We start from the raw sequence: 20,013 nt of genomic DNA on the forward strand, positions 1-20,013 counted from the left end.
CACCTGGTTTTGCGATGCTGGATAACTGATGACGTGAACGGCCAACCGGCCTGACGACAACCCTGGGCTCTCACACGGCTGAAAGGCCGTTCCACTAATTAGGGTCGTTGGGCATCGATTCTCATCGAGGCGCGGGGCGACAACCCCAACTCAGACGCCGGATAGATGAAAGCAAGCCAAACACGACATCAACAACAGTATTGCAGAAAAGGGGGTAACCATAGATGTGGGAGCGGGCTTGCTCGCGAATGCGATGGCCCATTCAACACATTGTCAACGCCTTGCACCCTCCTCGGGCATCCCCGCCCACAGCGCCCTTTCACAGTGCGCGCTAACGAGTTTTTTCATCGTTCGCATCCACATATTTCCTCATTTTCCTAATCCCGCCCTTGGGCCAACATCGGTCTCGCCAGCCCGCCGAATGCTGCCCGCCGAAGGGTCCCTGAGAGACCACAGGTTGCAGCCGATTCAGGGCTCGCCGTACTGCCCATGACAAAACTAAATCAACAGCTTTGGGAGTGCTCCATGATCAAGTCCTTGCTTACCCGCGTTGCCCATCCACTGGCGGTCACCGCCATCGCCGCGACGGTCGCAACCAGCGCCCAGGCCGGCACCCTGTCCATCGGTCATACCACCTGGGTCGGCTACGGCACCCTGTACCTGGCCCAGGACCTTGGCTACTTCAAGGAAAACGGTTTGACCGTCGAGTTGCCGGTGGTCGAAGAAGCGGCGATGTACATGGCCGCACAAGCTTCCGGCGAGTTGTCCGGCTCGGCGTCGACCATCGACGAGGTGCTCAAGTACCGTCCGCAATTCTGCTTCAAGGCTGTGGCCGCGCTGGACGACAGCCATGGCGGCGACGGCGTGCTGGTAGGCAAGGACGTCAAGAGCCTGCAAGAGCTCAAAGGCCAGGCCGTGGCGGTGAACGAAGGTTCGACCTCGCAGTTCTGGTTGTCTTATCTGCTGAAAAAGAACGGCATGAAAATGAGCGACATCACCGTGCAGAACATGACGGCCGACGACGCCGCCACCGCGTTCATGGCCGGTCGCGTACCGGCTGCCGTGACCTGGGAACCGCACCTGTCGATGGTTCGCGACAAGAAGCAAGGCAAGGTGCTGGTCGACAGCAGCAGCACACCGGGGGTGATCGTCGATGTGGTCGCACTGAACTGCACCGTCATCGAAAAACAGCCGGAAGATGTCAAGGCCCTGGTGGCCGGTTTGTACAAAGCCGTGCAGTACACCAAGGATCATCCGCAGGAAGCCTACAAAATTATGGCCAAGGGTGTCGGCGGTTACCTGGCCGATCCAAAGGAACTGGAAGCGGCCGCCCAAGGCGTGCGTTTCTACGATCAGGCCATGAGCGAAAAACTCCTCGGCGCGCCGGGCAAACCGGGTGACAGCGCACCGCTGATCAAACTGGCCAACGAGACCGCCAGTGAGCTGCAAGGCAAACCGTACAACGTCAGCAATGACGACCTGATCGACAACCGTTTCGTTACCCCGCTCTAGGAGGCTGCATGTTCAAGCGCAATTCGTGGCTGAGCCGCTGCATCACGCCCAAGACCGGTTTGCCGGTCTCGGTGATCTGGAGCGCGAGCGGCCTGGCCTGGGTGTTGTTGGTCGGCCTGTGGGCCGGCTTGTCCTACGGTGGCGTGGTGCCGGGCATGTTCCTGCCGACGCCGGGCGCGGTGGTCGAGGCCGCCGTGCGCCTGGGGCGCGACGGCACCCTCGGTCAGCATGTGTGGGCCAGCGTCGAAGTGGTGATGGTCGGTTTCATCGTGTCGTCCCTGGTGGCGGTGCCGTTGGGGCTGTTGATGGGCAGCTTCCGCATCGTCCAGGCCTTTCTTGAGCCGCTGGTGAATTTCATTCGCTACCTGCCGGTGACTTCCTTCGTGCCGCTGTTCATCCTGTGGATCGGCATCGGTCTGGAGCAGCGGGTGTCGGTGATCATCTTCGGCGTGTTCTTCCAGCAACTGGTGATGATCGCGGACGTGTCCAAAGGCATCTCCAAGGACTTGATCAACGCCTCCTACACCCTCGGTTCGAACCGTCGTGATGCGGTGCTGCACGTGATCGCTCCGGCTTCCCTGCCAGGTGTGCTCGATACCCTGCGCGTGACCATGGGCTGGGCCTGGACTTACCTGGTGGTGGCTGAACTGGTCGCCGCGTCCAGTGGCCTGGGTTACCTGAGCCTCAAGGCCATGCGTGGCTTCCAGGTGGATGTGATTTTCCTCGCCATCGCGATCATCGGCCTGCTGGGCCTGGTCACCGATCAACTGTTCCGTTTCCTACGTCTGAGGATCACCGCATGGGCTCAGTAACCGCCGCCACTCATCGTTTTACCGCCCCTCATGCTGCCCCGGTGAACGCGCCTCGGCTGAAGGTGGACAAGGTCAGCCTGAGTTACAAGAAACCCGATGGCGGTACTTTTACCGCGTTGGAGGAAGTGTCGTTCGAGGTGCCGGACCAGCAATTCGCCGTACTGGTGGGGCCTTCGGGTTGCGGCAAGTCGAGCCTGCTGTACCTCACCGCCGGCCTGGCCGAACCGACCTCGGGCGAGATTTACGTCGGCGGCCAACAGGTGGAAGGCCCCGGTGCAGATCGCGGCATGGTGTTCCAGAGCTACACACTGTTCCCGTGGCTGACGGTGCGGCAGAACGTCGAATTCGGCCTCAAGCGGCGCGGCATGCCGGCGGCGCAACGCAAGGACATCGTCGATTACTACGTCAACGAAGTGGGCCTGAGCGGCTTTGCCGACAACTACGCCAAGCAGTTGTCCGGCGGGATGATGCAACGCGTTGCCATCGCTCGGGCACTGGCCAATGACCCGCAGATCCTGCTGATGGACGAACCCTTCGGCGCCCTCGACAGCCAGACGCGCCTGCAAATGCAGCAGTTGTTGCTGCGGGTGTGGGGCAACAGCAAGAAGACTGTGTTGTTCGTGACCCACGACATCGACGAGGCGATTCTGCTCGGCGACCGGGTCTACGTCATGGGCGCTAGACCTGGCAGGATCAAACAGATTCTGGATGTGCCGATCGAGCGCCCACGCAACCTGGACATGGTCATGGAGCGCTCGTTCATCGAGATGAAGCGCGAGATCTTCGGGCTGCTGCATGATGATCTGGAGGAGGTGCATTAAGGCTGATTGAGGCCATGCACCATCCCTGTGGGAGCGGGCTTGCCCGCGATAGCGATTTATCATTCAACAATGATGTCGACTGACACTACGTCATCGCGGGCAAGCCCGCTCCCACAGGTATTGCGTTTACCTGGAGCCGGCGCTAAGGCGCAGCCGGCAACAGGAACCGGGCAATCACCGGCAGGTGATCGGAGATACGCAACGTATCGTCCTGCCGCACCATCGCCTCCACCCGTTTGATCCGCGGGCTGTAGAACAGGTAGTCGACAGTCCGGTCCGGGCCGTTCAGCCCGGGATCGTTTGGGTAATGGGTCAGCCAGCGTTCGCGGTCGATACCACTGGCTTCGTTGTTGCTCGGGATCATCGGGTACTTATCCCACAGCAGGTGCAACGGGCTGTCGGCGGAGTAGGGCGCGCGTTGTGCGTCGGACAGGCGTCGATACTGGCCCAGCGGCAACAGGTTGAAATCCCCACCGATTAGCCACGGCGTGCCACGGCTTTCGAATTTATCGAGGGTCCTGGCCACGGAGTTCACCTGGTTTTGCAAGGTGTTGTCGGCTTGGTTGGCGCGGTCCAGATGAGTATTGAGCACCGCTATTTGCCCGCCATCACTCAACGGCAAGTAGCTCACCAGCAAGGCATCTCTGGGTTTGAATTGGCGGCTGAGCGGATTGCCCGAGGTGATGGGCAGTTGCAGGCGTTCGGCATGTTCGATCTGGTAACGGCTCAGGGTCGCCAGTTGCCGGCCGACACTGCCGAAAATGTGCGGGTTCGGCACGAAGTCGGCCTTCCAGTCGAACGCGCTGGTGCCACACGGATACAAGTCGGCGAGCCGCTCCTGCAGCAGTTTGAGCTGGTTCTGGTAAGCGCTGGCCTTGGCACCGTTGTCGAGTTCCTGCAACAGCACGATGTCCGGTTGTTCGTCGCGAATCACCCGCGCCACTTCGTCGAGGCTGAAGGCCATGTCTTCCGCTGTGGGGCGTTCGTCGGTACCGGCGGCCAGGTCATTCCAGAATACGTAACGCTTGCCGGCCAGGTACTGGACGTTCCAGGTCATCACCTTCAACGCCTGCCCGGGGACCAGGGCGGGGGCCTGGGCACTGCAACTGACGGGCAACACTTCTTTGGCATCGGGGCGCCAGGTCAGGCTGTAGGTCATCGCGGCGATCAGGCCGATCACGATCAGCAAGCCCAGCAGGGTGTAGCGCAGTAGGCGGGTCATGGCTCGGCTTATTAGCGTTACAGGATTGTTCCCGAGCATACCCGAGAGCGATGGTCGCGCCCAAGGTCAGAGCGCGCTGTCATTTCGCTCAGGCAGCGGGTTGATCAGCATGAACAGTCGGAACAGCACCACGCTGGTAAACAGCTGCAGGAAACTGTGGGCGCTGTCGATCAGCACTGAAACCACCGGGTTCTGAGGTTCCGGGTACACCGCCAGGGTGGCCCCCTTGAGCAGCCACAGTGGCCCCATCACACACAGAATGCACAGCAGGATGCGCAGGAAGTGACCTTTAGTCATGCGCAGGCTTTCCTTCATGGCCGCCAGCGGCGCGAGGCCGCGCAACACCAGCAGGTATTCGCCAAACGCCAGGGTCACCATCAGGTAGATACCCGGCAGGAAATACAGCGACAGGCCCAGCAGAATCAACACGGTATTGAGCGCCGTCAGCAGGGCGAAGCGCGGCCACAGGTAGGCGGACCTAGACAGCAGCTCGCGGTTGCTCGGCGACTCGCCGCGGCTGCGGGCGTCGAGAAACAGAATCAGCGCGGCGGTGTACAGCGGGTATACCAGCAAGCCGACAATCACGCTGATGCCGGGGAAACTGTCCGGCTCCGTGGAGTGGTCGACCACTTGTTGCAGCAGTGCCTCAAGCATCACCAGTGGCAGGCACAGCTGCACGATCTGGCCCAGATTGCGCTTGAAGAAATACAGGGAGTCACGCAGCACATCTAACGGATTCATCAGTCGGTATCGCAGGTTGGAGGCAGTGACTCACTTTAACCGATCAAGCGCTCGCAGACGCAAACGTAAACGTTCGGTAAAGGACATTGAAACATCTTGTTTCAGCCTCCATTAAGGTTGAGCACCTTATCCTCATCGGATAAAGGCAACGATTTTCCCGGCAATCTACGAGGTCGCCATGAACAGCGAAGAACAAACCCTGATCGATGGACTGTTTTCCCGGCTGCAACAGGCCGAAACGGACTCAGCCCCGCGCGACGCCCAGGCCGAGGCGCGGATCAAGGAACACCTGACGCGCCAGCCCGCGGCAGGTTATTTCATGACCCAGGCGATTCTGGTGCAAGAGGCAGCAATCAAGAGCCTCGACGAGCAGAACCAGCAACTGACCCAGCAAGTCCAGCAATTGCAGGCCGAACTGCAACAGGCCAAGGCCCAGGCGACCCCGGCTCCTGCGCCGAGTAGTGGTGGCTTTTTGTCGAGCATCTTTGGCGGCAGCTCTCGTGAGCCACAGACCGCGCCAACCCAGAGCGCACCGCCATCGAGCGGTGGCTGGCGTGAGCCGGGACGCTCGTCGTTCGGTTCGCAACCGCCACAGCAGAACTTCGGCGCCCCGCAGCAGAACTTTCCACAGCAGGGCTATGCACCCCAGCAACAGGCTCCGGCAGCGGCCGGCAGCAGTTTCCTCGGCGGTGCGCTGAAAACCGCCGCCGGCGTGGCGGGTGGCGTGATGCTGGCACAAGGCATCAGCAGCCTGTTCCATCACAATCAGCAACCGGAAGTCGTCGAAGTCATCAAGGAAGAGCCGGCCCAGGTCAACGACCAGGGCAACAATGGCTGGGGCGATGACCAGCGCATGGCTGGTAACGATTCATATAGCAACGATCAGGGCGGGTTCAGCGACGCCGACTACAGCGATGACAACTCATCGTTCTTCGGCGGCGACGACGATTCCTTCGTCTGACACGTCAGTGGCAAGGGAGCTTGCTCCCTTGCCACATAGCCGATTATTCGCGGAACAATCCTTTGGGCTGGCATACTGGGCAACCTTTCGGGCCTGGTGCCTGATTCAGCCTTGAGGAAAGCCGGTGAAAAAAATCGCAGTGTTCGCCGATGTCCAGAACCTCTACTACACCGTGCGTCAGGCTTATGGTTGCCACTTCAACTACGCCGCACTGTGGGCTGACATCAGCAAACAGGGCGAGATCGTCGAAGCCTACGCCTACGCCATCGACCGTGGCGACAGCAAACAGCAACAGTTCCAGCAAATCCTGCGCAACCTCGGTTTCACCGTGAAGCTCAAGCCGTACATCCAGCGCAGCGATGGTTCGGCCAAGGGCGACTGGGACGTGGGCATCACCCTCGATATCATGGACGCCGCCGACCATGTCGATGAAATCGTCCTGGCCTCCGGCGACGGTGATTTCGACATGCTGCTGGAACGCATCATCAGCAAGCACGGGGTGCAAGCGGTGGCCTACGGCGTGCCGGGCCTGACCGCCAACTCGCTGATCCGCGCCGCCAGCCGCTACGTGCCGATCGAAGGCGCGTTGCTGCTCAAGAATTGATTTTTACGGAGTTGAACCAGGTTTGGAACGCATAGCAGTCATCGACTTTGAAACCACCGGGATCTCCCCGAGCAGCAGCTGCCGGGCCACGGAAATCGCCGTGGTGATCCTTGAACAGGGGCGCATCGTCGAGCGTTACCAAAGCCTGATGAACGCCGGCGTGCGCGTCCCGGCCTTCATCGAGCAACTCACCGGCATCAGCAACGCCATGCTGCGTACCGCTCCGTCGGCGGAGCAGGTGATGAACGAGGTGAATGAATTCGTCGGCTGCACCCCGTTGCTTGCGCATAACGCCGCATTCGACCAGAAGTTCTGGGACTTCGAGCTCGGGCGAATCAAACGCACCCGCTTGCAGAACTTTGCCTGCTCGCTGCTGCTGGCCCGCCGCCTGATGCCCGCCGCGCCGAACCACAAACTCGGCACCCTCACCACCTTCGCCAACCTGCCCAACACCGGCAAGGCCCACCGGGCCATGGCCGACGCCGAGATGGCAGCCAACCTGACGGTGCATCTGGCTGAAGAGTTGCGCCAGAAGCATGGCTTGCGCGAGCTGTCCCATGACTTGCTGTGCAAGTTGCAGAAGGTCCCTGCGGCGAAAGTGGGCGAGCACCTCAAGCGTTATCGCTGATCCCGAAAACACCGCAAATCTTCTGTGGGAGCGGGCTTGCTCGCGAAAGCGCCAGTTCAGTCAACATCATTGTTGAATGACACACCGCTTTCGCGAGCAAGCCCGCTCCCACATTTTGATCTGCTGTGGTCTTGGGTTTATTTGCCATTCCCCTCGATATGCCCCAACGGCACCCGCTTCTCGATGGCGCTGGACAACACAATCGACGTCTTGCTGAACCCGAACGTGGCGATCCGGTTGATCAGTTCTTCCAGCTCCGGCATCGAGCCCACCGCCGCTTGCATGATCACGCACGGGTCGCCCGTCACCCGATGGCATTCAGTCAATTGCGGGATTTTGATCAGGTCGTCGTAGGCTTTCTGGTTGCCGTGCTGGTTCAGGCGCAGTTCGATCACGCACTGGATCGGCAGGCCGAGCTTGGCCATGTCGACTTTCGCCTGATAGCCGGTGATCACGCCGCTGGCTTCGAGCTTGGCCACGCGCTCGGCCACGGCAGGGGCGGACAGGTTGACCTTGCGCGCCAGGTCCGCGTAGGACGCGCGACCGTTTTCCAGCAGGGCGCTGAGCAGCATGCGGTCGTACTTATCCATCGGGGTGACTCCTGAAAATGGCCGACTTTCGAAAACACGGTTTATAGCGCTGAACTCCGTGTTTTGAAAAGTGTACTGGCGCTTTAAACAGGTTTTGTAACTTATTTTTCGACGCTGGCCTTTCTAGAATAGCCGTTCACTTGTCCTTGCCTGTGAGCTGCCCCCATGTCCGGCCTTCGTCGCTTTCCCTTACCCTTGATCGCTGCCTTCTTCGCCTTGTATGTGATTTGGGGCTCGACCTACCTGGTGATCCGCATCGGCGTGGAGTCCTGGCCGCCGTTGCTGCTTGCGGGCATCCGCTTCGTGATCGCCGGAACCTTGATGTATGCCTTCCTGCGCTGGCGCGGGGCGCCGGCGCCGACCTGGGCGCAATGGAAAGCCGCCGGGATCATCGGGATTTTGCTGCTGGCGTGCGGCAACGGCGCGGTGAGCGTGGCCGAACACACGGGCGTGGCCTCCGGGGTGGCGGCGTTGGCAGTGGCGACGGTGCCGCTGTTTACCTTGCTCTGTGGGTATTTCTGGGGCGCGCGCAATACTCGTCTGGAATGGGCCGGGATCGTACTCGGGCTGATCGGCATCGGCATGCTCAACCTCGGTTCCAACCTGCAATCGAGCCCGTTGGGCGCGGCGTTGCTGATATTCGCGGCGGCGACCTGGGCCTTTGGTTCGGTGTGGAGCAAACACTTGCCGTTGCCTCAAGGTGCAATGGCCAGTGCCGTGGAAATGCTGGTGGGCGGCGTCGTGTTGCTTATCGCCAGTGCGGTCAGCGGTGAACACCTGGAAAAGGTGCCGCCGATCGAAGGCTGGGCCGCGTTGGCGTACCTGACGGTGTTCGGTTCGATCATCGCCTTCAACGCCTACATGTACCTGTTGAAACACGTGCGTCCGGCCGCGGCCACCAGTTATGCCTACGTCAACCCGGCGGTGGCGGTGTTGCTGGGGATCGTGTTCGTCGGTGAAACCATTGGTATCGAAGAAGCCCTGGCGATGGCGGTGATCATCAGCGCCGTGGTGTTGATCGGCTTGCCACAATGGCGTCGCACGCCAGAGCGGCCAGTGGTAACGACGGCAGTACCGGCAGAATCCCGTGTGAATTAGGGTAAACTGCGCGCCATTGCACACTCGTTTTGCACAACCGCGCTGAATTTTCCTACGGTACTCCCATGACTTTCGCCACCCTTGGCCTGATCGAACCCTTGCTGCGCTCCCTCGAGACGCTCGGCTACCAGACTCCGACGCCGGTTCAGGCGCAAGCCATTCCGGCGGTGCTGGCCGGTCGCGACCTGATGGCCGCCGCCCAGACCGGCACCGGCAAGACCGCCGGTTTCGCCCTGCCGCTGTTGCAACTGCTGGCCATGGAAGGGCCGAAAGTCACCGCCAACTCGGTCCGCGCGCTGATCCTGGTGCCGACCCGCGAACTGGCCGAGCAGGTTCACGAAGCCGTGCGCCAGTACGCCGAAAACCTGCCGCTGCGCACCTACGCGGTATACGGCGGCGTCAGCATCAACCCGCAGATGATGAAACTGCGCAGCGGTGTCGACCTGTTGGTGGCGACCCCGGGCCGTTTGCTCGACCTGTTCCGCCAGAACGCGCTGAAGTTCAACCAGCTGCAAACCCTGGTGCTGGACGAAGCCGACCGCATGCTCGACCTGGGCTTTTCCGAGGAGCTGGCGAACATTTACCGCGCGCTGCCGAAGAAACGTCAGACGTTGCTGTTCTCCGCGACCTTCTCCGACGACATCCGCCTGCTGGCCGGGCAGATGCTCAACGACCCGCTGAGCATTGAAGTCAGCCCGCGCAACGTTGCGGCCAATACGGTCAAGCAATGGATCGTGACGGTGGACAAGAAGCGCAAGCCGGAGCTGTTCGTGCACCTGATGCGCAAGGGCAAGTGGAAGCAGGTACTGGTGTTCGCCAAGACCCGCAACGGCGTGGATGCGCTGGTGGATAAACTCCAGGGCCTGGGCATCAATGCCGACGGCATCCACGGCGACAAACCCCAGGCGACTCGTCAGCGCGCACTCGACAGGTTCAAGGCGAGCGAAGTGCAGATTCTGGTCGCCACCGACGTGGCGGCCCGTGGCCTGGATATCGAAGACTTGCCGTTGGTGGTCAACTTCGACTTGCCGATCGTTGCTGAAGACTACATCCACCGCATCGGTCGTACCGGCCGTGCGGGGGCGACGGGCGAGGCGATTTCCCTGGTGTGTGCTGATGAAGTGAATTTGCTGTCGGCCATCGAGATGCTGACCCGCCAGACCTTGAAGCGGCAGAACGAGCCGGACTTCGAACCCGAGCACCGTGTGCCGGACACCGATGCCAGCGGTCAGGTCGTCAAGAAACCGAAGAAACCGAAGAAGCCCAAGGCTTCCGGTGGTGGCGGTGGTAAACGCAATCTGGGTCGCTGGGTTGATAGCGGTGAGGTTGCGCCGGCGGAGCCTTCGATCAAGCCTGTGCGCAAGGTGCCGGTGTTCAATACCGGGCCGCGCAAGCGCAAGCCTTAAAGAAGCAGCTGCAAGCGGCAAGCTACAAGCTACAAGCGGCAAGTTAGAGCCGTTAGCTTGCAGCTTGCAGCTTATAACTTGTCGCTGCCTCTAAGCCATTCCACCATCCCCAACCCTGCCGCTCGCCCACTGGCGAAACACGCGGTCAGCAGATAACCGCCGGTCGGCGCTTCCCAATCGAGCATTTCCCCGGCGCAGAACACGCCGGGCAGTTGCTTGAGCATCAATCGCTCATCCATCGCCTCGAACAACACACCGCCAGCGCTGCTGATGGCCTCGTCCAGTGGGCGGGTCTTCACCAGCGTCAGTGGCAATGCCTTGATCGCGTTGGCCAGCAAGGCCATGTCGGCAAAGCAGTCGGCGCTGGTCAGTTCACGCAATAGCGCCGCTTTGACCCCATCGATACCCAACTGACTGTGCAGGTGCTTGGCCATGGAGCGCGATCCCCGGGGTTTGCTCAACGCCGCCATAACTTTATCCACAGGCCGGCCCGGCAACAGGTCCAGATGAATGGTTGCCGAACCGTGCTGGTTGATCGCCTCGCGGATGGGGGCCGACAGGGCGTAGATCAGACTGCCCTCGATCCCGGTGGCGGTAATCACGCATTCGCCGAGTCGTGGAACGTCATCGTTAAGGCCGATGGCGATGTTTTTCAGCGGCGCGCCGGCGAATTTGCTGACCATCAAACCGCTCCAGGCCTGCACCTCGAAGCCGCAATTACTGGGTTGCAACGGCGCCAGTCCTACGCCGTGTTGCTCCAGTGCCAGCATCCACGCGCCGTCCGAACCCAGGCGCGACCAACTGCCGCCGCCGAGGGCGAGCAGGGTGGCATCGGCTTGCACGGTTTTTTCGCCTTCCGGGCTGTCGATGCGCAACCCGCCACGCTCGTCCCAGCCGAGCCAGCGGTGGCGGGTGTGGATAACTACGCCGCTGTCACGTAGGCGCTTGAGCCAGGCGCGCAGCAGCGGCGCGGCCTTCATGTCGGAGGGGAATACCCGGCCGGAGCTGCCGACGAAGGTGTCGATGCCCAGTTCATGAATCCACTGGCACAGCGCTTCGGCGCCGAAGCCGCGCAGCAGCGGGGCGATCTGCGGGGCGCGTTCGGCGTAGCGCGAGAGAAACGCCGGGTAGGCTTCAGAGTGCGTGATGTTCATGCCGCCGACGCCGGCCAGGAGGAATTTTCGTCCGACCGAGGGCATGCCGTCGTACAGATCGACCTTGATCCCGGCCTGGCTCAACACTTCTGCCGCCATGAGGCCGGCGGGGCCGCCGCCGATGATGGCGACGTGAGTGGGAAGGGCTGACGAGGATTGGGTCATGGGATGCGCTGCGGTCTGACGGGATAAGCCGGGCATTCTACCAGCCCGAATACCTGTGGGAGCGAGCCTGCTCGCGAAAGCGTTGTATCAGTCGACATCTATGTTGAAGGACAGATCGCCTTCGCGAGCAGGCTCGCTCCCACAGTTGATTTGTGGTGTTTTCAATAGGTGGTTAAAAAACAACCAGTGTTCTGTAGCCTATACGCAGCATGGGCTGCAGGCCCTTTCACTCAGGTTATCCACAGGCAGTTCCACAGGCATTGTGGGTAAAGCATCCACAGCTCAATGACAACCTGATGACTGCCAGACGCGCTGTGCGCTGTGATGGAGGATGCCGTGACGGCGGGCCAGGGCCTGGCGGTCCTTGCTGTAGCCGCCGCCGATTACCCCAACCAGCGGAATGTCGCGGCCCAGGCAATGGCGCATCACGCTTTCATCGCGGGCGGTGACGCCTTCGTCTGTCAGCTTCAGATAACCCAGGGCGTCGTCCTTATGCACATCGACCCCGGCGTCATACAGTACCAGGTCTGGTTGGTAGAGCGGCAGCAGGTAGTTGAGTGCATCGTCCACCACCTTCAGGTAGTCGGCATCGCCCATGCCGTTGGGCAGCGGAATGTCCCAATCACTTTCGGCCTTGCGTGCGGGAAAGTTCTTCTCGCAGTGCAAGGAAACGGTTACCGCTTCCGGAGTGTTGTGCAGTATTCGTGCAGTCCCGTCGCCCTGATGCACGTCGCAATCGAAGATCAGCACCCGATTCACCCGACCACTTTCCAGCAGGTAATGGCTGATCACCGCCAGGTCATTGAAGATGCAGAAGCCGGCCGGGTAATCGTAGTGCGCATGGTGGGTGCCGCCCGCCAGGTGGCAGGCCAGACCATGTTCCAGCGCCTGCTCGGCCGCCAGCAACGAGCCACCGACCGCCCGCACCGTACGCCGGGCCAGGGCTTCGGTCCAGGGCAGGCCGAGGCGGCGCTGGTCTTCGCGGGATAATTCGCCACTCATGTAGCGTTCGATATACGAAGGGTCATGGGCGAGGGCGAGAATCTCTGCGGGACACAGATCCGGGCGCAGCAGGTCGGTGTCGCAGGTCAGGCCGCTGTCCACCAGGTGATCGCGCAACAGGCGGAACTTGTCCATGGGGAAGCGGTGATCCGCCGGAAACTCGGGACTGTAGTCTTCGTGATAAATCAGCGGCAGTGGCATGGTCATTTCATGTAGGAATGAGAGAAGGATCCTACCAGCGTTGTAGACTTGCGACATTGAAATGGAGGGGCGGGGCACGATGGAGCCAATACTGGAACTTGAAAGCGCTCGGCTGCTGTTGCGCCAGTGGCGCGATGAAGATTTAGCGGATTTTGCGGCGATGTGTGCCGATCCGCAGGTGATGCGCTATTTCCCGGCAACCTTGAGCCGGCTGGAAAGCGCATCATTGATCGGGCGAATCCGTGGTCATTTCGCCGAGCACGGTTATGGTCTCTGGGCCTTGCAGCGAAAGGACTCTGGCCAGTTCATCGGGTTTACCGGGCTCAACGTGGTCGGATTCGACGCGCCTTTCACCCCGGCCACGGAAATCGGCTGGCGCCTGGCCCGCGAGCACTGGGGCCTCGGTTACGCCAGTGAAGCGGCGTGGACCGCTCTGCGCTGCGGGTTCGACCGCTTGCCGCTGAAAGAGGTCGTGGCCTTCACGACGCAAACCAATCTGCCGTCAGAGAAAGTCATGCAGGCCATCGGCATGCACCATGATCCGGAAAATGACTTCGATCACCCGCGACTCGAGGCCGATCATCCGTTGCGTCGGCATGTGCTGTATCGCATCAGCCGCGAGCAATGGCTGCAAACCTTGCATGGATAACCTGACACGGACGTTTACAATGGCCCTCATGGGCCCTGTCCAGAAACTGAATCGACCGTTGCAGCCAAGGCTGCGCGGCAATGTTTTGCGTGAGGAGCATCTGAATGAGCCAAGTGTTGGATGATCTGGTCGACCTGCTGACCCTGGAACCGATCGAAGAAAACCTGTTCCGTGGCCGTAGCCAGGACCTGGGTTTTCGTCAGCTGTTCGGTGGTCAGGTGCTCGGCCAGTCGCTGTCGGCGGCCAGTCAGACGGTTGAAGAGGCGCGCCATGTGCATTCGATGCACGGCTATTTCCTGCGTCCGGGCGATGCCGGGTTGCCGGTGGTGTATCAGGTTGACCGGGTGCGTGACGGTGGTAGTTTCAGTACGCGCCGGGTGACGGCGATCCAGAAGGGCCACCCGATCTTCACGTGCAGTGCGTCGTTCCAGTACGACGAAGAAGGCTTCCAGCACCAGACCGAAATGCCGCAAGTGGTCGGGCCGGAAAACCTGCCATCGGAACTGGAAATCACCCAGCAGCGCGCGCATCTGATCCCCGAGAAAATGCGCGAAAAACTGCTGTGCCCGAAGCCGATCGAATTTCGCCCGGTGACCGAGAAAGACCCGTACAACCCGCTGCCCTCCGATCCGGTCAAGTACGTCTGGTTCCGCGCCGACGGCGCCTTGGCCGATTCGCCGGCGCTGCATAAATACCTGCTGGCCTATGCATCGGATTTCGGTCTGCTGGTCACCTCGATGCAGCCCCACGGCAAGTCGGTGTGGCACAAGGACATGCAGGTCGCCAGCCTCGATCACGCGCTGTGGTTCCACCAGGATCTGCGTGCCGATGACTGGTTGCTCTACGCGATGGACAGTCCGTGGGCTGGCAACTCCCGTGGATTCTCCCGTGGCAGCGTGTTCAACCGCGCCGGGCAACTGGTGGCCTCGGTCACCCAGGAAGGCTTGATCCGTCACCGCAAGGATTGGGCATGAGCCTGGCCGACGTGCGTCACTGGGTGTTTGACATGGACGGCACCCTGACGGTGGCCGTGCACGACTTCGCGGCGATTCGCGTGGCGTTGGCGATTCCTGCCGAACACGACATCCTGACCCACCTCGCCGCGCTGCCGGCCGATGAAGCCGCAGCCAAACATGCGTGGCTGCTGGAGCATGAGCGGGACCTGGCCCTCGGTTCGCAACCGGCGCCGGGTGCGGTGGAGTTGGTGCGTGAACTGGCCGGGCGCGGTTATCGCCTGGGCATTCTCACGCGCAATGCCCGGGAGCTGGCACATGTCACGCTGGAGGCCATTGGCCTGGCCGACTGCTTTGCGCTGCAGGATGTGTTGGGCCGTGATGATGCACCGCCCAAACCGCATCCGGGCGGGTTGCTGAAACTGGCTGAAGCGTGGAAGGTGCCGGCGAGCGAGATGGTGATGGTTGGCGACTACCGCTTCGATCTCGATTGCGGGCGAGCGGCGGGAGCGCGGACTGTTTTGGTGAATCTGCCGGATAATCCATGGCCGGAATTGACCGATTGGCATGCGGCGGATTGTGTTGAGTTGCGGCAGATGCTTTTGGCTTGAGTGCTTCGTTGCTTGGTCAACCGCCATCGCGAGCCTGCTCGCGATGGCGTCAGTTCAAACCTCGAAAATCCTACTGCCCAAACAAAGCCTTCTGCCCCTCCGGCGAGGTAAACATCCCGTCCCCGTCATGCCCGACTCCGGGTACTTCAATCAGTTGCTGATTCAACCCTTGCGGTTGCAGCCGCTTCAGATAATCGAAGTAGTAACGCCCTCGGGCCAATCGATACGGCCCTTGCGCCCTGGCCTCACAGCTCTTGTCCAGCGCCGGATGATTCGGGTCGATGTCCTGCTGCCCCAGCAGATAAACGACTTCACGCTTGAGGTAACTTTCCTGCAACTGCGCGGCGGTTTGCCCTTCGGCGTAGGCTGGTAAATCCGCCAGCCCGTACTTCCAGCGATTGAATTGCGGGCAACCGGCGTGGCTGAACGCCACGGGCCGGCGCTCATCGAAATAAGCATAGGAGGACGGATTGGCGATTACGTAGCGCACCTGCACGCCGGCCGCATCGAGCTCGGATTGCGCGTGACCGAGCAACGCATAGCGCTGAACCACCTGCGCGCCGCCGGAGTGCCCGGCGATGACGATTTTCTTCACATCCGGAAACTGCTGGCGGTCACCCAGGCGGGCGATGATTTCGTCGAGCGCCGCGTAGGAACTCAGCCGAAACGGTGCCGTGGATTCGCCGCCGGCCATCCATTCATTGCCTTGCCAGCGCAAAACGGAGTCGGCCACCGGATGGACAGCAACATCGGTTTCATTGAGGAATTGCGGGGCGATCACCAGGGTCGTAGCGCTTTGCCCGGCCAGTTCGGCCGCGTGCTCACCGCTCTGCAGATAGGTTTGCGCGTTGCGCAAGCGACCGTGGAGGATGATCAGCACCCGTTCGATTTTTGCCGGGGCGGGGCTGATGCCCACCGCGATTTCACCTGATTTCAACAACAGGCGCCCTGAGCTGAGGTCTTTGACCCCATGCTCGGCGGCCTGGGACGTTGCGCAAGTAAACAGAACAACCAACAACCACTTCTTCATTTACAGATTTTTCGCCGCAAAGGTATCGCACTGGCCAACCTGGCCTTGGGCGAAACCGGTTTTGAACCAGCGCACCCGTTGCGCCGACGTACCGTGGGTGAACGAGTCCGGGACCACGCGGCCCTGACCCTGTTGCTGCAAACGATCGTCGCCGATGGCGTTCGCTGCGTTCAGTGCTTCTTCGATGTCGCCCGGTTCCAGCCAGTTCAGGCGCTTCTGCGCATTGTTGGCCCAGACGCCGGCCAGGCAATCGGCTTGCAGTTCCTGACGAACCAGCAAACCGCCGTCGCCTTCCATCTGCCGGCCTTGTTGGCGTGCTGCCTGAATTTTTGCGGACACCCCAAGCAGGGTCTGCACGTGGTGTCCGACTTCGTGAGCGATCACGTAGGCCTGGGCGAAGTCGCCCGCGGCGGAAAAACGTTGGGACATCTCCTGGAAGAACGCCATGTCCAGGTAGACCTTCTGGTCGGTGGGGCAATAGAAGGGGCCGGTCGCCGAGGTGGCCAGACCGCAGGCCGAATTCACGCGATTGCTGAACAGCACCAGGGTCGGGTCCTTATATTGGCGGCCGGCCTGCTGGAAAATTGCGCCCCAGGTGTCCTCGGTATCGCCGAGGATCGAGCGCACGAATTCCGCGCTCTCATCATTGACCGGTGGTGCCTGGCGACTCTGGTTGGTGGCGGGTGCCGATTGCTGGTCCATTTGCCCGGTCAGTTGTCCGAGGATTTGCAGCGGATCCTGGCCGGTGATCCAGCCGATGCCGACGATCAGCAGGATCGCCGTCAGGCTCAGGCCTTTGCCACCGCCAAAACGCATGCCGCCGCCACCGCCGCCAACATCATCGCCACGGGCGTCGACCACGTTGTCGCTGCGTCGGCCTTTTTTCCATAGCATGTGGGAATCCTCTTCTGTTCCGGGTAAAGCTCCGTGCGATGAGTGTTGCCGCCAAGTGGGAGCGGCGCCAGTCCGGTCGTCCGTCTTTTTCTCGCGCACAGGCTGATTCCCGGCACCCCGCGAGAGGCTGCCGAGAACATTTCAGGTTTGTATTGAACACGGATATCCCGTCGAATTCCGTCCTGCGATGGGTTTTTATCGAGAGGGCGATCGCCGGTCTTGCGGATTATTCGTCGAATGCATCCCACACCGGGGCAAAGTCAGGGCTGACCTGACGCTCGCGTTTGGACAGGCTGGCGATCAAGGCACGGTCTTCATCATCCAGTTGCACATCCAGCGCTGCAAGATTGGCCTGTTGATTGGACTCGCTGCTGGCCTTGGGGATCGCGGCCACGTTGGGTTGGTCGAGCAGCCATTTGAGCGCGACCTGGGTCGGCAGTACGCCGTGTTTCGCGGCGATCTGCTGGATGGCCGGAATGTCGGATACCTTGTTGCGCGCCAGTGGCGTGTAGGCTGTCAGCGCAAGATCCTGTTGACGGGCGTAGTTGAGCAGGGCGTTTTGTCCGAGCAGCACGTGGTACTCAACCTGGATCGCTGACAGCGGCGCCCCCAGTTCTTCGACGACTTTGCGTAGCAAGGGCAGTGGAAAATTCGCCACGCCAATGTTGCGCGCCAGGCCTTGCTCCCTGAACGACACCAGGGTTTCTATGGTGCGCGGCAAATCCCAATCGGTGGTTGGCCAATGGAGCATGAACAGGTCGACGTATTCGCTGCGCAGGGCTTTGAGGCTGCGGTCCATGGAGTGGCGCATGGCGTCGGGTTGCAGTTGGTCCCACCAGACTTTGGTCGTGACATGGATCTGCTCGCGGAGTGTCGGACTGTTCGCCAGCGCCTGGCCGACAGCGTCTTCGTTGTTGTAGGCTGCTGCCGTGTCGATGTGTCGGTAACCCAGGGCCAGAGCCTGCTCCACGGCACGGGTGCATTCCTCGCCGAGCATTGGCCAAGTGCCGAGGCCGAGTTTCGGCATGTTCAAACCCCGTGCGTTAACGATGTGCTGCATGGTCGATCTCCTTTTCATAAGCAGTGACGCCTGCGATATGGCGCGCGGCGATGTAGCCGAAGGTCAGCGCTGGGCCAAGATTGATGCCGCCAGCGGGGTAGTGACCGCCCATGATGCTGGCCATGTCGCCGCCCGCCGCATACAGGCCGGCGATGGGTTGCGCCGCGCCATCCAGGACCTGGGCATGTTGGTTGACCTTGAGCCCGGCGAAGGTGCCGAAGCAGCCCGGCTGGACTTTCACGGCATAGAACGGGCCTTGCTCGATCGGTGCGACGCATGGGTTGGGTTGTTGCAATGCGTCACCCTGCTTACGGTTGTAGGGCGTGGAACCACGACCGAACTGCGGGTCCTCGCCGTTGCGCGCGTGGCGGTTGTAGTCCGACACGGTGCTGCGCAAGCTAATCGGGTCGATGCCGCAGGCTGCAGCCAATTCCTCAAGGGTGTTGCCGGTTTTCAGATAGCCGCTGCGGATGAAGGATGACAGCGGCACCGGAAATGGCCGAGAGATGCCCAGGCCATATCGGCGCTGAAAGCCATGGGTGCAGATCAACCACGACGCTACTTCTTCACCCGGCGGGGCGGCGGCGACCATGGCCGTGACGTAGTCGTAGTAGCCGTTGGCTTCATTGACGAAGCGCTGGCCGTTGCTCAGCACACCGATGATGCCTGGTTTGCCCCGCTCGATGATGTGCGGGAAGTGTCCCGTGCTGCCGTCGCTGTGCGGCACCTGCGACACCGGCGCCCAGGCGACGGCGGACGCCATGTCGCTATTGACCCGGGCACCGACACTTTCGCCCAGGCGCAGGCCATCGCCGCAAACGCCGAGGGGCGGCAAGGCCAGATGCTCATGCCCGGTCGGTGTGCGGGGGAACAGTGCCTTGCGGCGTTCAATGTCATTGGCGAAACCACCCGCGGCGAGCACCACGGCCTTGCGTGCATGGACGCGCACCGAGCCTTTGGCGGTGCTGACCACTGCACCTCGTACCTGATCATTCTCGCGCAGCAATCGGCTCACGGGCGCTGATTCCCAGAGCAACACGCCGAGGTCATCGGCGGATTTCGCCAGGCGTGCCACCAAGGCCACGCCGTTGACCAGTTGCATCGCCCGGCCATGTACGACGAGATCGAACAGGTGACGGCTGAAACGCCGCGTAACGTGCCAGGCCGCCGACAGCGAACGGGTCAGGTTGAGGAATGCCGTGAGGTCCGCCCCCGCCATGATCGGCATGCCCATGAACGAGGTTTCCCGCATGGTTTTGCGCAGACGCTTGAGCAGAGTGCCGACTTTTCGTGCGTCGTAAGGGGCGGCGATCACCGAGCGTCCACCGGTGCCTGCCCCGGGCGTGTCGCCATGAATGTCGGCAATGGCGTTGCCGTCGGCGAATTGCAGCGAGGTGAACTGTTCGAAGAACGACACCATCCGCGGGCCGGCCTCCAGGAAAGCGTCGATCATCGCCGGATCAAAGCGCTCGCCCAGTTCGTGTTTCAGGTAAGTGCGCGGCAGGTCAACGTCTTCGACGATGCCCGCGCGTCGGGCCAGCGGGTTGCATGGCACCCAGGCCCAGCCACCGGACCAGGCCGTGGCACCGCCGAACACCGGGTCCTTTTCCACCACTATGACTTTCAGCCCGTGCCACGCGGCGGTCACGGCCGCCGACAGTCCCGCCGCACCGGAGCCAACGATCAGCACATCGCAGTCGATGTCGGGAAGAAAGTGCGCTTCGGCAGGCATTGTTTGAGCTCCGGTGTTTTATTGTTTTGGAATCTTGTTCCAGAAAATATAAGAATCAGGTGAAGAGGAACAAGTCTGGAGGGCGTAAAGCGGGCGGTTATCGAACGGTCAGTTCCAGATTTCGCATTCGTGCGGTTGTCTTCTAGAATCGAGCAAATTTTGCGTGG

The 20,013-nt window shown here is 61.3% G+C and carries 20 protein-coding genes; 11 read left to right on the forward strand and 9 right to left on the reverse strand.

Annotation, left to right across the window (positions count from 1 at the left end):
• Nucleotides 1-525 precede the first annotated feature (525 nt).
• From AC1DVE_RS23900 to AC1DVE_RS23910, 3 genes are read left to right on the forward strand one after another with little or no spacing between them, the layout of a single operon-like run.
• Nucleotides 526-1,512 (forward strand): ABC transporter substrate-binding protein, encoded by a 987-nt coding sequence (locus tag AC1DVE_RS23900; protein WP_223453544.1) that lies wholly within the window; start codon nt 526-528, stop codon nt 1,510-1,512.
• A gap of 8 nt (nt 1,513-1,520) precedes the next feature.
• Nucleotides 1,521-2,324, forward strand: a complete 804-nt coding sequence (locus AC1DVE_RS23905) for an ABC transporter permease (protein ID WP_007990681.1) — start codon at nt 1,521-1,523, stop codon at nt 2,322-2,324.
• Entirely contained in the window at nt 2,312-3,145 is an 834-nt protein-coding gene (locus AC1DVE_RS23910; RefSeq protein WP_046041715.1) for an ABC transporter ATP-binding protein, read from the forward strand. Before AC1DVE_RS23905 ends, AC1DVE_RS23910 begins: the two co-directional genes overlap by 13 nt.
• A gap of 142 nt (nt 3,146-3,287) precedes the next feature.
• On the opposite strand, the gene AC1DVE_RS23915 is transcribed toward AC1DVE_RS23910, so the two are convergent.
• On the reverse strand, nt 3,288-4,367 hold the full coding sequence (locus AC1DVE_RS23915) for an endonuclease/exonuclease/phosphatase family protein (RefSeq protein ID WP_223453542.1): 1,080 nt from the start codon (nt 4,365-4,367) through the stop codon (nt 3,288-3,290).
• 66 nt (nt 4,368-4,433) lie between these two features.
• Nucleotides 4,434-5,108: a YciC family protein gene (locus AC1DVE_RS23920; RefSeq protein ID WP_223453540.1), complete on the reverse strand. Its 675-nt coding sequence runs from the start codon at nt 5,106-5,108 to the stop codon at nt 4,434-4,436.
• 178 nt (nt 5,109-5,286) lie between these two features.
• Here AC1DVE_RS23920 and AC1DVE_RS23925 point away from each other — a divergent pair, with 178 nt between their 5' ends.
• The 3 genes from AC1DVE_RS23925 to AC1DVE_RS23935 all read left to right on the forward strand — a co-directional run bounded on the left by AC1DVE_RS23925 (nt 5,287) and on the right by AC1DVE_RS23935 (nt 7,301).
• Nucleotides 5,287-6,069, forward strand: coding sequence for a DUF2076 domain-containing protein (locus AC1DVE_RS23925; RefSeq protein WP_223453538.1), 783 nt, complete (start codon nt 5,287-5,289; stop codon nt 6,067-6,069).
• Nucleotides 6,070-6,193: 124 nt separating this feature from the next.
• On the forward strand, nt 6,194-6,673 hold the full coding sequence (locus AC1DVE_RS23930) for a LabA-like NYN domain-containing protein (protein ID WP_007990686.1): 480 nt from the start codon (nt 6,194-6,196) through the stop codon (nt 6,671-6,673).
• Between the two features lie 22 nt (nt 6,674-6,695).
• Nucleotides 6,696-7,301 carry a 3'-5' exonuclease gene (locus tag AC1DVE_RS23935; protein ID WP_223453536.1) on the forward strand — a complete coding sequence of 202 codons (606 nt, stop codon included), beginning with the start codon at nt 6,696-6,698 and terminating at the stop codon, nt 7,299-7,301.
• Between the two features lie 137 nt (nt 7,302-7,438).
• Here the strand turns inward: AC1DVE_RS23935 and AC1DVE_RS23940 are convergent, their stop codons facing one another.
• Nucleotides 7,439-7,891: an Lrp/AsnC family transcriptional regulator gene (locus AC1DVE_RS23940; protein ID WP_007990688.1), complete on the reverse strand. Its 453-nt coding sequence runs from the start codon at nt 7,889-7,891 to the stop codon at nt 7,439-7,441.
• A gap of 165 nt (nt 7,892-8,056) precedes the next feature.
• Between AC1DVE_RS23940 and yedA the strand changes: the two genes are divergently transcribed.
• Both yedA and AC1DVE_RS23950 read left to right on the forward strand, forming a co-directional pair.
• A complete protein-coding gene (yedA, locus tag AC1DVE_RS23945; protein ID WP_223453534.1) occupies nt 8,057-8,989 on the forward strand; it encodes a drug/metabolite exporter YedA in 933 nt (310 codons plus the stop codon).
• Between the two features lie 65 nt (nt 8,990-9,054).
• Entirely contained in the window at nt 9,055-10,395 is a 1,341-nt protein-coding gene (locus AC1DVE_RS23950; protein WP_223533933.1) for an RNA helicase RhlE1, read from the forward strand.
• Nucleotides 10,396-10,466: 71 nt separating this feature from the next.
• Here the strand turns inward: AC1DVE_RS23950 and AC1DVE_RS23955 are convergent, their stop codons facing one another.
• A complete protein-coding gene (locus AC1DVE_RS23955) occupies nt 10,467-11,714 on the reverse strand; it encodes a TIGR03862 family flavoprotein (RefSeq protein ID WP_223453530.1) in 1,248 nt (415 codons plus the stop codon).
• A gap of 282 nt (nt 11,715-11,996) precedes the next feature.
• Nucleotides 11,997-12,917, reverse strand: a complete 921-nt coding sequence (locus AC1DVE_RS23960) for a histone deacetylase family protein (RefSeq protein WP_223453528.1) — start codon at nt 12,915-12,917, stop codon at nt 11,997-11,999.
• A gap of 79 nt (nt 12,918-12,996) precedes the next feature.
• On the opposite strand from AC1DVE_RS23960, the gene AC1DVE_RS23965 reads away from it, so the two are divergent.
• The 3 genes from AC1DVE_RS23965 to AC1DVE_RS23975 all read left to right on the forward strand — a co-directional run bounded on the left by AC1DVE_RS23965 (nt 12,997) and on the right by AC1DVE_RS23975 (nt 15,130).
• Nucleotides 12,997-13,566 (forward strand): GNAT family N-acetyltransferase, encoded by a 570-nt coding sequence (locus AC1DVE_RS23965; protein ID WP_046041725.1) that lies wholly within the window; start codon nt 12,997-12,999, stop codon nt 13,564-13,566.
• 104 nt (nt 13,567-13,670) lie between these two features.
• Nucleotides 13,671-14,540: an acyl-CoA thioesterase II gene (gene tesB, locus AC1DVE_RS23970; RefSeq protein WP_046041726.1), complete on the forward strand. Its 870-nt coding sequence runs from the start codon at nt 13,671-13,673 to the stop codon at nt 14,538-14,540.
• On the forward strand, nt 14,537-15,130 hold the full coding sequence (locus AC1DVE_RS23975; protein WP_223453526.1) for an HAD family hydrolase: 594 nt from the start codon (nt 14,537-14,539) through the stop codon (nt 15,128-15,130). Before tesB ends, AC1DVE_RS23975 begins: the two co-directional genes overlap by 4 nt.
• Nucleotides 15,131-15,200: 70 nt before the next feature.
• Here AC1DVE_RS23975 and AC1DVE_RS23980 read toward each other — a convergent pair whose 3' ends face one another.
• The 4 genes from AC1DVE_RS23980 to AC1DVE_RS23995 form a co-directional block, all read right to left on the reverse strand.
• Nucleotides 15,201-16,160 (reverse strand): alpha/beta hydrolase, encoded by a 960-nt coding sequence (locus tag AC1DVE_RS23980; RefSeq protein ID WP_223534504.1) that lies wholly within the window; start codon nt 16,158-16,160, stop codon nt 15,201-15,203.
• Nucleotides 16,161-17,054 (reverse strand): KPN_02809 family neutral zinc metallopeptidase, encoded by an 894-nt coding sequence (gene ypfJ, locus AC1DVE_RS23985; RefSeq protein WP_223453522.1) that lies wholly within the window; start codon nt 17,052-17,054, stop codon nt 16,161-16,163.
• 226 nt (nt 17,055-17,280) lie between these two features.
• On the reverse strand, nt 17,281-18,114 hold the full coding sequence (locus tag AC1DVE_RS23990; protein ID WP_223453520.1) for an aldo/keto reductase: 834 nt from the start codon (nt 18,112-18,114) through the stop codon (nt 17,281-17,283).
• Nucleotides 18,098-19,846, reverse strand: coding sequence for an FAD-dependent oxidoreductase (locus AC1DVE_RS23995; RefSeq protein WP_223453518.1), 1,749 nt, complete (start codon nt 19,844-19,846; stop codon nt 18,098-18,100). The genes AC1DVE_RS23990 and AC1DVE_RS23995 overlap by 17 nt, the downstream gene beginning before the upstream one ends.
• Nucleotides 19,847-20,013 lie beyond the last annotated feature (167 nt).

This window comes from Pseudomonas sp. P4_B4 (assembly GCF_056402255.1).

What these genes read in the sequence shown, in the direction of transcription:
- AC1DVE_RS23900 (WP_223453544.1), top strand. Translation starts at nt 526, where the DNA reads ATGATCAAGTCCTTGCTTACCCGCGTTGCCCATCCACTGGCGGTCACC.
- AC1DVE_RS23905 (WP_007990681.1), top strand. Translation starts at nt 1,521, where the DNA reads ATGTTCAAGCGCAATTCGTGGCTGAGCCGCTGCATCACGCCCAAGACC.
- AC1DVE_RS23910 (WP_046041715.1), top strand. Translation starts at nt 2,312, where the DNA reads ATGGGCTCAGTAACCGCCGCCACTCATCGTTTTACCGCCCCTCATGCT.
- AC1DVE_RS23915 (WP_223453542.1), bottom strand. Translation starts at nt 4,367, where the DNA reads ATGACCCGCCTACTGCGCTACACCCTGCTGGGCTTGCTGATCGTGATC.
- AC1DVE_RS23920 (WP_223453540.1), bottom strand. Translation starts at nt 5,108, where the DNA reads ATGAATCCGTTAGATGTGCTGCGTGACTCCCTGTATTTCTTCAAGCGC.
- AC1DVE_RS23925 (WP_223453538.1), top strand. Translation starts at nt 5,287, where the DNA reads ATGAACAGCGAAGAACAAACCCTGATCGATGGACTGTTTTCCCGGCTG.
- AC1DVE_RS23940 (WP_007990688.1), bottom strand. Translation starts at nt 7,891, where the DNA reads ATGGATAAGTACGACCGCATGCTGCTCAGCGCCCTGCTGGAAAACGGT.
- yedA (WP_223453534.1), top strand. Translation starts at nt 8,057, where the DNA reads ATGTCCGGCCTTCGTCGCTTTCCCTTACCCTTGATCGCTGCCTTCTTC.
- AC1DVE_RS23950 (WP_223533933.1), top strand. Translation starts at nt 9,055, where the DNA reads ATGACTTTCGCCACCCTTGGCCTGATCGAACCCTTGCTGCGCTCCCTC.
- AC1DVE_RS23955 (WP_223453530.1), bottom strand. Translation starts at nt 11,714, where the DNA reads ATGACCCAATCCTCGTCAGCCCTTCCCACTCACGTCGCCATCATCGGC.
- AC1DVE_RS23960 (WP_223453528.1), bottom strand. Translation starts at nt 12,917, where the DNA reads ATGCCACTGCCGCTGATTTATCACGAAGACTACAGTCCCGAGTTTCCG.
- AC1DVE_RS23965 (WP_046041725.1), top strand. Translation starts at nt 12,997, where the DNA reads ATGGAGCCAATACTGGAACTTGAAAGCGCTCGGCTGCTGTTGCGCCAG.
- tesB (WP_046041726.1), top strand. Translation starts at nt 13,671, where the DNA reads ATGAGCCAAGTGTTGGATGATCTGGTCGACCTGCTGACCCTGGAACCG.
- AC1DVE_RS23975 (WP_223453526.1), top strand. Translation starts at nt 14,537, where the DNA reads ATGAGCCTGGCCGACGTGCGTCACTGGGTGTTTGACATGGACGGCACC.
- AC1DVE_RS23980 (WP_223534504.1), bottom strand. Translation starts at nt 16,160, where the DNA reads ATGAAGAAGTGGTTGTTGGTTGTTCTGTTTACTTGCGCAACGTCCCAG.
- ypfJ (WP_223453522.1), bottom strand. Translation starts at nt 17,054, where the DNA reads ATGCTATGGAAAAAAGGCCGACGCAGCGACAACGTGGTCGACGCCCGT.
- AC1DVE_RS23990 (WP_223453520.1), bottom strand. Translation starts at nt 18,114, where the DNA reads ATGCAGCACATCGTTAACGCACGGGGTTTGAACATGCCGAAACTCGGC.
- AC1DVE_RS23995 (WP_223453518.1), bottom strand. Translation starts at nt 19,846, where the DNA reads ATGCCTGCCGAAGCGCACTTTCTTCCCGACATCGACTGCGATGTGCTG.